Origin of the sequence: Alcaligenes ammonioxydans (assembly GCF_019343455.1) — a bacterium.
Classification (GTDB): domain Bacteria; phylum Pseudomonadota; class Gammaproteobacteria; order Burkholderiales; family Burkholderiaceae_B; genus Alcaligenes; species Alcaligenes ammonioxydans.
In genome coordinates, this window is sequence record NZ_CP049362.1 from 543,133 (window position 1) to 558,379 (window position 15,247).

Consider the following 15,247-nt stretch of genomic DNA (forward strand, 5'->3'; position numbering starts at 1 on the left):
CGGCAGGCGTCTTGCTAGGTCACTAATTGATTCTATTGATCAAGTGGCAGGTTGCAGCAATCCGCTTTTGGTCTGGTTTCCAGACCGCTTTGTGTCAAGGGGAGTGACATGCGTCGGGCGCACCCCGAGGTTGACCTGGAAAGAGGGTAGGAGCCAGGGGCAAAACCAGGCTGGATGCGAGGCTCAGAAGGGGTTACGCGGGTGGGCGGACCCCAGAGTGAGGTAAAAAAAGCCGGCTTGGCACAGTGGACAAACCAGGCTTTGGGATGGGTATCAGACCGCAGGTTTAGAGTTGGTTCAGGTTCAGACGCAGCACGCTATCCTTGGCCCCTTTCAGGTAATGGGGGCTCTTGTCGCCATGCGGAGCCTTGATGGTCACAAAAGCGGTCTGGCCGTCTGCGCTCAAGGTGACGCTGTTGGGGTGAATGGGGGCGCTGAGGCGATGTTTCACGGCCAGAGTTCGGGCATCCAGAATGTTGATGGCGCCGGTGCCAGCAGGCGAGTCACGATCCACGCCGCGGTTGGTGGCGATCAACTCCTGGCGAGCCGGGTTATAGACGATATCGAGCAGCCCTGGGCCGACGTCAACCGAGTTTTCCACTTTCCCTGAGGTGGTATCAAAGACGTAGATCTTGCCGGTATTGGCATCGGCGCCGAACAACTGCTTGCCATCCGCACTCAGGGCCACATTCACAAAGAAGTGACGCGAGTCCTCACGCTTGTCGCTTTTGGCATCGCCCGTGCTAAAGCGCTGCTCGATCGTGCCGGTGGCGGGGTTGATGACCGCAATCTCTTCCTTGCCGCCCTGACCCACGAACAGGCGCTTGGTGTTGGCGTCATACGCGGCACCCGCAGGCCACAGTCCCACATTGTCGATATTGTGCAAAATACGGCCTTGGGTGCCGTCCACAATCCACACACGCCCCCCTTCAGCGGGGTTGGTCACAAAGATGCGGTTGTCTTGTTCATCAATGATGACCTTGCGGGTATGTTCCCAGCCTCCCTTGTCCTCTTTCTGGCCCAGCTGAATCAATTGTTTGACCGTACCGTTCAGGCTATTGAGGGCCAGTAAGGAGCCATCCAAGGTATTGCCCACGTACAGGGTGTGTGTTTTCTGGTTCAGCCCCAAGGCAAATGCCCGTCGTGGCAGTTGGATCAACTGTGTTGGTTGCAAGGTGTCCTGGTCCAGAACATGCACAAAGCCGGCGGTGCGATCCTCAAACAAAGGGGTGGCAGCCACGAACAATTGATTGCTGTCCTTGGCGGCCAGCACTTCGTAAGCCCCTTCGATTGAGTCCTGGCGAAAGCTCACCTGCGCCTGCGGGGCTGTGCTGGCACGAGACGCGTTCAGGCCCGACTGTTGAGATTGCGGTGTGCTTTGGCAGGCGCTCAGCAGCAAGGCCCCCATGACAGAGGCAACAATCATTTTCAAGGAGACGGGGCGGCACACAATCATGGATTTCCTTTGGACGTGAACAACAACAAACTGACTGCAGAACGGGCGTGAGGCTGCCGTCAGCCCCAATGCGTCAGAGCCACAGTGCTTACGGCCATAACCACATTGCGGACCTGTACAGTCGCCTGTTCTGATTCGGTAATAAATTAATAAATGAGAATCGTTACTATAAACAATTCGATTTATAAGCTTTTCTTGTCATTCTGTCCATGCCAATACGCAAGACCCTGCGCGAACGCAGGGTCTTGAAGGTGCTGGGCTAATCCTGGGCGGGGCCTTGACCAAAACGGGCTTGCCAGTCTTCGTAGACTTGGCGTTTTTCAGCCAAGGGCAAATGTTCCACTTTCACACCCTGTTGTCCGAAGTCCTGGCGCATTTTTTGATAGAAGGCTTGGGTGGACCAGCCAAAAGGAGCCCCTTCCTTATCATCGGCGCAGTACACCACGCGCTCTACGCCTGCCGCGATCATGGCAGCCATGCACATGGGGCAGGGGATGCCGCTGGCATACATGGTACTGCCGGTGTGCTGGCTGCTTTTGAAGGTTTGGCTGGCATTGCGCAGGGCCTGGATTTCCGCATGCGCGGTAGGATCATGGGCGATATAGGTTTCATTCACCCCTTCGGCCAGCACTTGGTCGTTACGTACCAACACCGCACCAAAGGGCTGACCGCCACGGTCAACGTTCTCTTTCGCAATCTGGATGGACCGCAGCAGATAGTGTTTATCGTTCATGTTTTTCTCCCTGAGAGAGCAAAGCTTGGAATAAGTCCTGACACGCGGGGCTGTGTCGTGTTCGGTGTGCCGACTCTACCTTAAAGAGGTTAAAGGCGGGCAGTTCAGATTGGGCCTGTCTGCAACGCAAAACAGCCGCTGGCAGGCAGCGGCTGTTCGGGTTCAGGCCATATTAGCGTTTGCCGCCAATGGTCAGGTTGGCATGACGGTTAACGTCTTTGTACAACAGGTAGCGGAAACGGCCAGGGCCGCCGGCATAGCAGGCCTGTGGGCAAAAGGCGCGCAGCCACATAAAGTCGCCGGCTTCCACTTCAACCCAATCCTGGTTCAGGCGGTAAACCGCCTTGCCTTCCAGAACGTACAGGCCATGTTCCATGACGTGCGTTTCTGCAAAGGGAATCACGCCACCGGGTTCAAAGTTCACGATATTCACATGCATATCGTGGCGCATGTCGGACATATCGGCAAATCGGGTGGTGCTCCAACGACCATCGGTGTCAGGCATGACGCGGGGTTCAACGTCTTTCTCGTTGGTCACGAAAGCCTCGGGCGCATCCAGACCTTCGACACGCTGGTAACGCTTGCGGATCCAGTGGAAGTTGGCCAGTTCGTTGCTGCGGTTGTGCAAGGACCAGTTGGTAGACGGAGGAATAAAGGCATAGCCGCCTTCTTCCATGATGTGTTTGGTGCCTTCCAGAACCAGTTCGAGCTGGCCCTTGACGACAAAAATCACGCCTTCGGCCTCGGGGTCATCCTCAGGGTGGTCGCTGCCACCTTGCGGGCCGACTTCCATGATGTATTGCGAGAAGGTCTCGGCAAAGCCGGACAAAGGCCGTGCCAGTACCCACAGACGGGTGTTTTCCCAACCGGGCAGGTAGCTGGTCACGATGTCCTGCAGCACGCCTTTGGGCAGCACGGCATAGGCTTCGGTGAACATGGCGCGATCCGTCAGCAGCTGTGTCTGTGGCGGATGCCCGCCTGGCGGGGCGTAGTAATTGACTTTGGACATGTTGATTCCCAATGAAATTCAGTAAGGAAAAATCTGTCGAACGGCACGGCGCAATCCCTGCGGCGGCCCAAAGGCAGAGGCGGGATGTCGTTGTAATGCGCGGGACCAATACACATTAACGAGAGCTGGTGATATTTACAAATTAAATGTATAAATCTCTTGTATTTGTTTTTTGAATAGCTGGAAGCGTGGGCTCGGATTTGAAACCTGGCGCGCAGTGGGCCAGACAGGCGCCCTCAGGATCTGCATTCGTCTCCCACCATGCTCTGACGCGGCAGCGCGGTCAATTCACAGGCAGACTCCGTTTGCCACACCGCAAGATGCGTCTTAACGGCCGGTGTGGCAGCTTGAAAAAATCGTTCTGCCACGCCCCGGGCGCTCATCGAGAATAGAGAAAAGGGGGTGAACACATGGATCATCAACTATCCAGCAGTCCCAGTCTGAACCGGCCTTTGTATGACCTGGATCTGCTATTGGCCTTGTTGACGGTTGTTGACTGCGGCAGTTTTACAGCGGCAGCCAGTCGTTTGCACTCAACACAGTCCACGATCAGTCAGAAGGTGCGTCGTCTGGAGGAATTGGCAGGACTGCGTTTGCTGGACCGGGCCAGTCGTGGTGTCAGCACGACAGAGGCGGGGCAGACCTTGCTGGCTTACGCGCGTCAGATGCTGGCCTTGAACCATCAGCTCTCTGAAGCCTTGTCGGGTTCTTTGGTAACCATCTCCGTGCGTCTGGGTGTGCCGGAGGACTTCACCAATGGCCAGACCATGCGGGCGTTGGCTGGTTTCAATCGCCGGTTTCCACAAGTGCGCCTGGAGGTCAGCAGTGGTTTGAGCAGTGATTTGCTGGCGGCCTATGATCAGGGTGAGCTGGATCTGGTCTTGGTCAAGCAGCGGCATAATGCCCGCGAGGCGGTGGCTTGTCTGCCCGAGCAGACGGCGTGGGTCGACAGTGCCACTGATCCTGTCTTTCATCTGGACCCTATTCCTTTGGTCACCTTCCCGCGTCGCGGTGTTTACCGCGAAGAGATTATCAGTGCCGTGGAATCCTTGGGGCGGCGCTGGCGCATCAGCTTCACCAGTTCCAGCTTGAGCGGGATTCAGGGGGCTGTGGCCGATGGAATGGGTATCAGCCTGCTGCCGCGGCGTGCGGTACGTCAGGATCATATTGAATTGGGACAGGCTCAGGGACTACCGCGCATTGACGCTTTTGAGCTGGCGATATTGCATCGGCCTCACGCCAATGAGATGGTGACCGCCTTGTCCCGGGTGCTGGTCGAGATGCTGGCCCCCGAGAGCGCCCGCCGCACGTCATAGCCGGGCGGGCTGCCTGGGCCAGTGATCAAGGTAAGTGCAATCTTACTGTTTGGGGGTGACCGGATCAAAGTGCGTCATTACATCCAGTACCGGCTCTTCAGCCATGACGCGATCTCTTGCCGCCACAGCGATGGCATGGCCTTGGGCAATCGTTAAGGTGCCGTCCATTTCCAGATCGACTTCCACCCAGATCATGTCGCCCAGTTTGCGGGTGCGCAACTGGTGTATCCCTTCCACCCCGGGTGTCTCGCGTAACAGCTTGGCGATGCGCTCCTCGGTTTCCTGATCAACGGCTTTGTCGGTCAGGTCATGAAACGCGCCGATAGAAAATTTCCAGCCCATGCGCACAATCATCAAGCCCACGATACTGGCGGCCAAAGGGTCGCCCAAGGGCAAGCCTGCCAGGTTGGCCAGGACGCCGAGGCTGACAACCAGGGAGGAGGCCGCATCGGAGCGGGCGTGCCAGGCATTGGCAACCAGCAAGGTTGAGCGCAGACGTTTTGCCACGCGCAGCATGTAGCGAAACAGGAGCTCCTTGCTACACAGAGCGGTAAAGGCAACGAGTAGGGCAACGGGATGGACGGCCTCGATGCTGCTGGGGTCCCGCAATGAAGAGATGGCATTCCAGAGCATGCCGGCGCCTACGGCCAGCAACAAACCGCCGATCGCCAAGGTGGCAGCGGTCTCGTAACGCAAATGTCCGTAGGGGTGGTCGGCATCGGGGCCGCGACGGCTATGGTGATTGGCAATCAGCACCACAAAGTCTGAGAACAGGTCTGACAGGGAGTGGATGGCGTCGGCAATCAGGGCCTGGGAATGGGCGAAGATACCCACCACAATTTGCAGCAGGCTCAAGCTGATATTGACCAGAACACTGACCCAGGTTGAACGCTGGGCACCATGGTGCCGATCCAGATCAGAGGGGGTGAGATTTTCCATGCCAGAAGGTCCTTGCAGCCAGAGCGTCAGGCTGTGTATCAATACAGCGCTTTCAAGGTAGAGAGTGTATCGGCTTTCCTGCAGGCAGGGGCGCCCCAAGGGCTTGAACCGCTTGTTTTGAACAGATTCTTTGGTTTATAGATACAAAAAAGCCTCGCTTTGGGACGAGGCTTTTTTGCGTATCAGGAATGCGTCTTAATTGATGCGCATACCGGGCTGAGCGCCGGGGAATGGCTCCAGAATATAAATACCTTGATCGACGGCCTCATCCGCGTGGCTGGCTGCCAGAACCATACCTTCGGATACGCCAAACCGCATCTTGCGAGGAGCCAGGTTAGCCACCAGCACCGTCAGCTTGCCGATCAGATCCTCGGGCTGGTAGGCCGATTTGATGCCGGAGAACACTTGGCGCAAACGACCTTCGCCCGCGTCCAGGCTCAGACGCAGCAGTTTGTCCGAACCGTCTACGGCCTCACAGCTGACGATTTTGGCAATGCGCAGGTCCACCTTGATGAAGTCCTTGATGTCGATGGTGTCGGCAATGGCTTCACCACCGGGCAGCACGACAGGGGCGGGTGGGGGAGCCAGCAGCTCATCGACCATGGCGCTGTCGACGCGTTGCATCAGGTGTTTGAAGGGAGCGATGTGATCGGGCAGGGCGGCCACGTCATCCCATACAAAACTGCGGTCCAGGCCGAACAGTTCACGCGCCACGCGATCGGTCAGGGTAGGCAAAATGGCGGTCAGCATGACGGACAAGCCCTTGAAGCCAGCCAGGGTGCGCGAGCAAATGTCTTGCAGCGCATCTTTCTGGGCTTGTTCGGCAGTCGCAATGCCTTTAGCCATGACCCAGGGCTGCGCCGTATCAAAAGCCTGGTTGATGAGGTCGGCCTGAGCCATGATCTGGCGTACGGCACGGCCGTACTCACGGCTTTCCAGATCGGCGCGGACTTTCTCGGCAACGTCCTTGAGCTGGTTTTGCAGCTCGGAGGTGTCACCCTGGTAAGCCAGCTTGCCATCAAAATGCTTGCTGATGAAGTTGGCGGCACGGCTGGCGATGTTGACGTATTTGCCAATCAGGTCGCTATTGACGCGGGCGATGAAGTCGTCAGGGTTGAAGTCCATGTCTTCAACGTGCGAGTTCAGCTTGGCGGCCATGTAATAGCGCATCCACTCGGCATCCATGCCCAGTTCCAGGTAGCGCAGGGGCGAAATGCCCGTGCCACGGCTCTTGGACATTTTTTCGCCGCTAACCGTGATGAAACCGTGCACGTTCAGTGCGTCAGGCACTTTACGGCCGGAGAACTTCAGCATGGCAGGCCAGAACAGGGCGTGGAAGTACACGATGTCCTTGCCGATGAAGTGGACTTGCTCCGTGTTGCCTTCCGGGTCCAGCAAGGCATCAAAGTCCAGACCTGCCTTGGCACAGTAGGCTTTCAGGGAAGCCAGGTAGCCAACAGGCGCGTCCAGCCAGACGTAGAAATATTTGCCGGGTGCATCCGGAATCGGGATGCCGTAATAGGGTTCGTCGCGGGAGATGTCCCAGTCGTTCAGGGAGGCCTCAGCACCTTCACCGGTACCCAGCCATTCGCGGGTCTTGCCTAATACTTCCGATTGCAGGCGTGGCTTGCCCTGGGCGTTCTTGCCCGTGGTCCACTCTTGCAGGAAGGCCACGCAGCGCGGGTCGGACAGGCGAAAGAAGAAGTGTTCCGAGCTCTTTAGCACCGGACGCGCATTGGTCAGGGTGGAGTAAGGCTCGATCAGTTCGGTAGGGGCGTAGACCGCGCTACAGACTTCACAACTGTCGCCGTACTGGTCCTTGGCGTGACACTTGGGGCATTCGCCCTTGATGTAACGATCGGGCAGGAACATGCCTTTGACTGGGTCATAGAACTGTTCGATGGTGCGTGTATCGATGAAACCGGCGCTTTTGAGCGTACGGTAGATATCCTGGGCCAGCTCGACGTTGTCTGGCGAGTCGGTACGGTGCCAGTGGTCAAACTTGATGTGAAAACCGTTCAAATAGCTGGGGCGTTCCGCCGCAATCTTGTCAACCAGTTGCGCTGGGGTGATGCCCGCACTTTCTGCTTTAAGCATGATGGGAGCGCCATGAGCGTCATCCGCACATACAAAATGTACCGTATGTCCCGACATTCGCATGGACCGAACCCAGATGTCGGCCTGGATATATTCCATGATGTGGCCGATGTGAAACGAGCCGTTGGCGTACGGCAGGGCAGTCGTAACAAATATCGTTCGTGACATGACTTAACACAATAAAAGAGAAAGGGAACAAGGATTCTACGGTCTATTGCCCACTTGTGCTGCGCAAGACAGAGAAACGTACACGGGTCAAGCCCGATCAGGCAGTGTGAATCACACAAATGCACACACCCTGAGCCTTTGCGGACTCAGGGTGTTCGAAAGCCTACCTGTTCAGTGTTGCTGTTCGTCCAATACAGGATAAACAGTCAAGAACTGTTAAGGGATCTCGCGCATCTCTATGTCGGTCACATCACGCGAACGGGGTGAGGACGACTGTCTGCTGGCAGTAGCGGGGCGGCGGCGCTGATCCCAATAGGCTTTGACACCGAAAGGACGGCCACTAATACGCGCCACAATGTATAAAATGCCGATCGCAATAGCAGTGGAAACCATGAAGATAAACGCCATGATTGCACCGAAAATTGTCAGCAAGACAAAGAGGGCTGTGCGGATAATCTGGTTAAATGTGTTCATAGGGTTAGTATGACATCATAAGTGTAAAAAAATTCCCCTTGAACCGCTAATTTTCTGGTTTAAAGGTATGGTGATGTTTCTTTATATCAAGGTTTTGGATAAATGACAGTGAGTTCTGAGCGCGTGTTGCAAGCCCTGGCGAGTGTGACCGATCCCAACACGTTAAAGAAGTTATCGGTCGATGCGGGTCGATGCGAACTGAGCATTGACCAGAATCAGGTTGAACTGACCTTGCATCTGCCCTACACGGCTTATGACATACAGGGTCAACTGCGTGAACGCATTGAGCAGGCCTTGGCAGGCGTGGGTGCCACCCTGTCCAAGTTGCACCTGAATCCGCGCATTGGCGTGCATGCTGTGCAGGAGGGCCTGCGCCCCATGCCCAATATCCGCAACATTATTGCGGTGTCATCGGGCAAGGGCGGCGTGGGTAAAAGCACCACCTCGGTGAACTTGGCCTTGGCCCTGCATATGCAAGGTGCCCGGGTCGGACTGCTCGATGCGGATATTTATGGCCCCAGCGTGCCCACGATGCTCGGTTTGCACGAGCGTCCCCGTAGCGCAGACGGCAAGATGATGGAGCCGCTGATCGGCCATGGTCTGCAGGCGAACTCCATCGGCTTTCTGCTGGACGAAGACGCTCCTGCAATCTGGCGGGGCCCGATGGCCACTCAAGCCTTGACCCAATTGCTGACACAGACGCGCTGGGACAACCTGGATTACCTGATTATCGACATGCCTCCCGGGACCGGTGACATTGCCCTGACCCTGTCTCAGAAAGTACCGTTGACTGGTGCGGTCATTGTCACCACGCCTCAGGATCTGGCGCTGGTGGATGCCAAACGAGGCTTGAAGATGTTCCAGAAGGTCAATGTGCCTGTGCTGGGCATTGTGGAGAACATGTCGGTTCATATCTGCTCGAACTGTGGTCACGCTGACCCGGTATTCGGTCAGCATGGTGGCCGCGATATGGCCAGCCAGTACAACGTGCCCTGGCTGGGTGCCTTGCCCTTGGCAATGAGTATTCGTGCGCAGACCGACTCCGGAACACCTACCGTCATTGCCAATGCGGACAGCCCCGAGGCCCGCCTGTATCACGAGATTGCCAATCGCGTGTCGGCCAACGTGTCTCAGTTGCCACCTGATACGTCGGGGCAGCGCCCCAAGGTTGTTCCCCGTCCTCTTTGAGCACGTATGCGCAAATCCGGCTTTTGCCTGCTGTTCTCAATGGTCCTGAGCCCTGGTGCCTGGGCGCAATCGTCTGTCCCTGAGGTCATTATTGATCCAGGGGGCGTGCCGCCCCAGGCCCTCAAGGAAATCCAGCGTGCAGTCGGTGCGATCACACGGCTGGCTGAGGACCAGGATCTTGGGGAGGTCACGCGCTTGCGTCGCCGGGCGCATGACGCGACTGTTTCTGCCTTGCAGACGCAGGGCTACTTTGATTCCGTGGTCACCCTGGAAGTGGGGGAGGACGCGGGCGGAGAATACTGGGACATCATTATCCGTCCCGGGGAGCTCACGCGGGTGCGTGATGTCAATCTGGATTTCAAAGGCAAGATTCAGGAGCCGGAGTATGAGGTGCGCCTTGAAGGCATCAAGGCCAGCTTCCCCCTGAAAAAAAACGATCCGTTTCTCAATTCGGTCTGGTCGTCGGCCAAGGCTGATTTGCTTGAAAGCGTGCAGCGCCAGGATTTTTATTACGCGCGTTATGTGGACACGCGGGCCACTGTCTACGCCGATGAAAGTGTGGCCGATCTGTCCTTGAAGGTGGACAGTGGGCCGCGGGTTCGCATGGGGCCGCTGGAGATGACGGGGCTAAAACGGGTACCGCAGTCCCTGGTGGATCGGTATGTGCGTTACACCCCCGGCGACCCCTACGATCAGGACAAGCTCGATGAGTGGCAGCAGTCCCTGGCTTCCACCACGTTTTTCCGGGGGGCTTTTGTTACCTTGAATCAGGATGCCAGCAAGAAAAAAGAGCTGCCTGATGGGGACGTGGAATTGCCCGTTCAGGTGCGGGTCACGGAGGCGCCTTCCAAGCAGTTTACGGGCTCTTTGGGGGTGGACAGTGACCACGGTTTGCGAGTTGAAGGCCTGTATCGGAAAAATATTGTGTTTGGCCTGCCTGTTTGGACAGAGGCGGGCATTGGCGTGGATAAAAAGCGTCAGCGTGCTTTTTATGACGTCCATCTGCCGCCGACGCTGCGCGGCTATAAAAACAGTTTTGGGCTTTTGTACGACCGCTCTGACATTGAGGGTCTGGATACGCAGCGCGCCGCCGTGGGCTGGAAACTGCGGCAGGAGCGCAAGGCAGCAGGTAATAGTCGGGTCGAGTACGAGACCGAGTGGGGCTTGCTGGGGGCCTGGGATAAAACCCAGATCATCGGTTTGCCGACCCGTGAAACACCGTCTGCGATTGCAACCTGGCAGTGGCTGCGTCGTGACGTGGACAAGAAATACGATCCACGAGACGGTAATCTGATCGACTTTGGCCTGGGAGCCGGTATCACGCTGGATCGAGGCGAGCGCTTCTACCGCAGCAACTTGCGCTTGCAGCAATGGTGGCCCATCGGAGATCGGGATGTCTTGTCCATACGGGGCGAAGTCGGCAAAGTGTGGGGCATGACGGATCGGACGCCGCCGGATTTCGGTTATCGCACCGGGGGCGCACGCAGTATCCGGGGCTACAAATATCAAAGTATTGGTCTGCAACGCGGCGAGGCTGTGATTGGTGCGCCTGCCATGGCAGTTGCCAGTGTGGAATATACGCACTTTTTCACCAGCATGTATGGCATGCGGGCGTTTGTGGACGTGGGCGATGCCGCTCCCAGCTTTGGTGATATGAATTTAGCCTGGGGTTACGGTCTGGGGGCTGTGGTTCGTACTCCAGCCGGGCCCTTCAATCTTGATCTGGCCTATGGTCAGCGAGACAGGCGTGTCCGTTTGAGCTTTTCTTTGGGAATCGCATTTTAATGGCCTGGGTTCGGCGCTGGTTCCGGTATTTCGCCTTATGGGGCATCCCTTTCATTGTGGTTGCCCTGCTGTTGGTGTGCGGCTTTTTGTACTGGGTATTGGCCAGTCAGGTGGGGACACGCTGGGCGCTGCGCACGGCTTTGCCTTATGTACAAGGCAGCGCGCAAGGTGTGCGCGGAACCATCTGGGATGGGCTGAGCATCGATCATTTGGTGTTGGGCTTGCCCGATACTCATATCGATATCGAGCGTTTGCGCCTGGAGGCTAACTGGGACGAATTGTGGGACCGCCGCTTGCATGTGGTGGAGTTAAGTGCCCATAAAGTAGATGTGGCCTTGAGCACGTCGGATGCGCCCAAGTCTGATGAACCGTTCAAAATGCCGCAGCTGCCGGTCAGTATTGCGGTAGACAAGCTGGCACTTGGCCAGTTTTTGTTGTCCCAGGATGGCACCCCCTTGCCCGTGGCCCTAGCGGACTTGTCCTCGGCGCTGGCGCTGGAGTCGGACCGTGCGCAGCTACGCCTATACGATTTGATGGTGGCCAACGAGTCCATTCGTGCCGGCTTTCAAGGCGAGGTGGAGCTGGCGGGCTTGGAGGCGCCCTACCCGGCACGAGCTGATATACAAATTATTGCGCGTGGTTTAACTGCAGAGTCGCCCATTTGTGCCAAGCAGTATCTGCCCGCTTATGCGCAGCCTCACAAAACCAGCGCACCCGCGACAAAATCAGCCCCCGCTGATTCGTCCCGCAACGTGACTGGCTCTGCCAGCGCAGCGCCCGCTACCGCGCAAACCTCAGTCAAGGCGACGGAAACGTCCGCCAGCCCGTCTGTTGACTCAAAGGGAGCGTCAGCGGCTCAGGGTGCAGCCGCTCCCGAGCAGCACCATGATGCTCAGGGCGCTGCGGGGCTGATCCGTTCTGCACCGTCAAACGGTACAGGCGTGGTGCTTGACGAGCGTATCAAGGAGCCGGTTGCTGTTCCTGAGCCCGAGCCCTTGCCTGATTGTGTGGTGAATGCTCAGATCAAGCTGGATGGCTCTTTGGAGCAAGCGACCTTGTCCCTCACGGGGCAGGGTCAGGGCTACAGCCTGGATGTTCAGGCAGATTTGAGCCCCTTGGCTTCCGTGCCGGTCAGGCAGGCTCAGCTGGCGGTGAAGTTACCGGATGAATCCACGCTGGACGCGGACTTTACCTGGGACGCCACGCAGGACAGCGGGCACGTTCAGGACCATTTCAAAGGCCAGTTCCGCAGCGATAAGCTGGATTTACACGCCTTGTTGGGCGATGTTCTGCCCGATGCATTGATCAATACGCAAGGCCAGTTCGATGTGGTGCTGGCCGATAAAGAACAATTGCTCCGGGCAGATGTAGACATCCAGCTTTTGCAGGGTAGCCGTTGGAACAGGCAACCCGCTCTGGGACAGATCAAGGCCAAGGCGTCCGCGCCGGCTCAACCAGGTCAGCCCGACTGGTGGCGTTTGCTGAATGTCTCCGAGGTGCTTACGGATATGAAAGTGGGAGACAACCAGGTCCAGCTAAAAGGGGGGTTCGGCATGTCGGGTAAAGCCGAACTGGATTTGCTGGCCCGTATCCCACGCGCCGAGCAATTATGGCCTGGACTGGAGTTGGGCAAGGCGTCGGTACAAGGCCAATTGCGCGGGGACATCGCCCGTCATGTTTTGCAGTTAACTGCCCAGTACGATCTGGGCGGCAAGGCGAAAGGGCAGTTGGGTCAAGGTCTGGCCGAGGCGGATCTGGCCTTGGAAGGCGGCTGGCACTTTGCGGAACAGGGCCAGGCGGCATACTGGGACGGAAAAGTCAGTCGGCTGGTAGCCGATCATGCCGGTGTGGCACTGCGTTTGCAGTCCGCTCTTCCTGTACGCTTTACCGATGCGTTGCGGGCGCCCAAGACTCCCGCTCTGGAAACACAGGTTCGTTCTGGGGATCAAGACAGGACAGGCACCACCGCTCAGCAGGCGGCTGGGTTGGCGAAGAATGAGACGGCGTTGTCAACGTCGGATGAGGCGGCAGCACAGGCTGTCGCACAGCGAGAAGCCGGGTCACCAGCGCAAGCCAAACCCGGCCAGACGGATAAGGCGGGCACCCGCTCAGACAACGCCGGCAGGACATCGCAGGCTTCCGAGCCATTGGCTCCCTGGTCGGTTCGGGTTGGAGCTGCTACGGTGAGTACGTCTGTTGACGGAGAGTCGTGGATCAATCTACGGCACCAGGAATCCAGCTACCAGCCCGGCCAATGGGCCAGCCGCGGCGAGGTCCTGGACTTGGTGTTGTCCGAGCCCCGTATTGCCCGTTTGCTGCGCAAGGTGGGCATAGAGGAAAACACAGACAAAGACCAAGGGGGTGTCAGGATTGTCAAGCACAAGAAAACCCAGCCCCCGGAGATTGATCTTCAGGCGCGTTGGGATCTGAAGTTTGCCGGCGCTTTGTCGGGGCAGTTGCGTGTAGACCGTGTGGCCGGTGATGTGCAGGTCTTTGCTGATCCGCCCACCTCCCTGGGTCTGCAAGACCTGAGCGTTGTCGTCAACGCTAAGCCCGTCTCGGCCACCAGCAGTCGCCTGGATGCTCAACTGGACCTGCGTACCAAGGAAATGGGCTATTTGACCGCCAAGGCGCAGACGCAGATTCATGGGCTGGTCTTGAATGAAAACGATCGTAAAACCGTCAGCATTCAGGCCAATATTGATGATTTGAGCTGGACACGCCTGTTCCTGGGCGATGCCATGGAGTTGGGCGGGCGTTTGAATGCGGACGTCAATATTGATGTGGGCGCCAAATGGGCCTGGACCAGCCGGGGCACAGTAACGGGGCGCGAGCTGCGCTTTACCCGACTCGATGACGGTATTCGCCTGATTGACGGTGAGCTGGATGCCCGTTTTGATGGCGATGTCTTCAGGCTGGAGTCCTTGACCTTTCCCGCTCGTTTACGCGTGGAGCCCCAGGAGTGGCGTACGGCGACCTGGTTGAAAGAAAGCCCGGATGCCAAGGATGGCAAGCTGACTGTTGCGGGCCAGTGGAACCTGAGCACCCAGCAGGGAGCGTTTGATGTTGATATTTTCCGCTTCCCCATTTTGCAGCGTTCCGATCGTTACGCCATGATTTCCGGCAATATCAATCTGGACATGGAACTGCCCCGCATTGCCATTACTGGCAAGGTGGTGGCGGATGCTGGCTGGTTCAATCTGGACATGTTGGGCGGCATTCCCACCGTAGACAGCGATGTGGTGATTGTGCGGGCCGGTGATGAGCCTGCCGCTGAGCCATCTGCCGCCACGACGGACATGAGCCTGCAAATTGATGTCGATCTGGGACCCCGTTTTTACCTGACTGGTTATGGCGTGAACTCGGGTCTGGTGGGCAGTCTGAGAATCACCATGATGGACGGCAAACTGACGGGTATCGGGGCCTTGCGCACTCGGGGTGGGCGGATCGAACTGTATGGGCAGAAACTGTTGCTCAGACGCGGTACGGTGACGTTTCAGGGCGATATCACCTCTCCGATCCTGGACATTGAAGCCTTGCGTACCGGCCAGGCTGTAGAGGCAGGTGTTAAGGTAGTGGGGACGGCCCGCAAACCCCGAATCGACTTGGTGTCCTATCCAGAAGTCAGCGAGGTTGAAAAACTGTCCTGGTTGCTGCTGGGCCATGGCCCGGATGACTCCGGTGGTGATATGGCGTTGCTGCTCAGTGTAGGCACTTCCTTTCTGGGAGATGGCGAGCCTTTCTACCGCAAGTTCGGTATTGATGAGGTGTCCATGCGCTCGGGCGATCTGGGCAGTGCGGGCAGCATCTTGCCGGTGGAAAGTGTGGTCAAATCCCTGAACAGCGGCACCAGCAACGAAGAGCGCAAGTTCATTGCCATTACCAAGGCATTGACGGCTGATTTTTCGGTCAGCCTGGAGCAGGCCATGGCCGATACCGGCACCGTGGGTCGGGCCAGTTACCGCCTGGCACGGGGCCTGACCGCTGAAGTCAGTATCGGCACCGTCAATGGTCTGGCCCTGATTTACCGCTGGTTCTCGAAGGATTGAGGCGGACTTGTCTGGCGCAAAGCGGACAGGCAA

At 57.5% G+C, this 15,247-nt stretch carries 10 protein-coding genes; 4 read left to right on the forward strand and 6 right to left on the reverse strand.

The genetic code is table 11. The annotated features are described in order from the left end of the window. Positions 1 to 286: 286 nt before the first annotated feature. The 3 genes from FE795_RS02465 to FE795_RS02475 all read right to left on the reverse strand — a co-directional run bounded on the left by FE795_RS02465 (position 287) and on the right by FE795_RS02475 (position 3,198). On the reverse strand, positions 287 to 1,456 hold the full coding sequence (locus FE795_RS02465; protein ID WP_131071272.1) for a YncE family protein: 1,170 nt from the start codon (positions 1,454 to 1,456) through the stop codon (positions 287 to 289). A gap of 259 nt (positions 1,457 to 1,715) precedes the next feature. After that, on the reverse strand, positions 1,716 to 2,189 hold the full coding sequence (locus FE795_RS02470; RefSeq protein ID WP_003803938.1) for a nucleoside deaminase: 474 nt from the start codon (positions 2,187 to 2,189) through the stop codon (positions 1,716 to 1,718). A gap of 172 nt (positions 2,190 to 2,361) precedes the next feature. Further along, positions 2,362 to 3,198, reverse strand: coding sequence for a bifunctional allantoicase/(S)-ureidoglycine aminohydrolase (locus FE795_RS02475; RefSeq protein ID WP_131071273.1), 837 nt, complete (start codon positions 3,196 to 3,198; stop codon positions 2,362 to 2,364). 410 nt (positions 3,199 to 3,608) lie between these two features. On the opposite strand from FE795_RS02475, the gene FE795_RS02480 reads away from it, so the two are divergent. After that, positions 3,609 to 4,514, forward strand: a complete 906-nt coding sequence (locus FE795_RS02480) for a LysR family transcriptional regulator (protein WP_131071274.1) — start codon at positions 3,609 to 3,611, stop codon at positions 4,512 to 4,514. Between the two features lie 42 nt (positions 4,515 to 4,556). On the opposite strand, the gene FE795_RS02485 is transcribed toward FE795_RS02480, so the two are convergent. The 3 genes from FE795_RS02485 to FE795_RS02495 all read right to left on the reverse strand — a co-directional run bounded on the left by FE795_RS02485 (position 4,557) and on the right by FE795_RS02495 (position 8,192). Further along, positions 4,557 to 5,453: a cation diffusion facilitator family transporter gene (locus FE795_RS02485; RefSeq protein WP_003803929.1), complete on the reverse strand. Its 897-nt coding sequence runs from the start codon at positions 5,451 to 5,453 to the stop codon at positions 4,557 to 4,559. 195 nt (positions 5,454 to 5,648) lie between these two features. After that, the gene (metG, locus tag FE795_RS02490; RefSeq protein WP_003803928.1) at positions 5,649 to 7,718 is read right to left on the reverse strand and encodes a methionine--tRNA ligase; all 2,070 of its coding nucleotides are present in this window, start codon (positions 7,716 to 7,718) and stop codon (positions 5,649 to 5,651) included. A 216-nt stretch (positions 7,719 to 7,934) separates the two neighbouring features. Then, on the reverse strand, positions 7,935 to 8,192 hold the full coding sequence (locus tag FE795_RS02495; RefSeq protein WP_003803926.1) for a hypothetical protein: 258 nt from the start codon (positions 8,190 to 8,192) through the stop codon (positions 7,935 to 7,937). A gap of 102 nt (positions 8,193 to 8,294) precedes the next feature. Between FE795_RS02495 and apbC the strand changes: the two genes are divergently transcribed. From apbC to FE795_RS02510, 3 genes are read left to right on the forward strand one after another with little or no spacing between them, the layout of a single operon-like run. Continuing rightward, positions 8,295 to 9,380 carry an iron-sulfur cluster carrier protein ApbC gene (apbC, locus tag FE795_RS02500; RefSeq protein WP_003803924.1) on the forward strand — a complete coding sequence of 362 codons (1,086 nt, stop codon included), beginning with the start codon at positions 8,295 to 8,297 and terminating at the stop codon, positions 9,378 to 9,380. Between the two features lie 6 nt (positions 9,381 to 9,386). Continuing rightward, the gene (locus FE795_RS02505; RefSeq protein ID WP_003803922.1) at positions 9,387 to 11,165 is read left to right on the forward strand and encodes an autotransporter assembly complex protein TamA; all 1,779 of its coding nucleotides are present in this window, start codon (positions 9,387 to 9,389) and stop codon (positions 11,163 to 11,165) included. Further along, positions 11,165 to 15,214, forward strand: coding sequence for a translocation/assembly module TamB domain-containing protein (locus tag FE795_RS02510; RefSeq protein ID WP_131071275.1), 4,050 nt, complete (start codon positions 11,165 to 11,167; stop codon positions 15,212 to 15,214). The genes FE795_RS02505 and FE795_RS02510 overlap by 1 nt, the downstream gene beginning before the upstream one ends. Positions 15,215 to 15,247 lie beyond the last annotated feature (33 nt).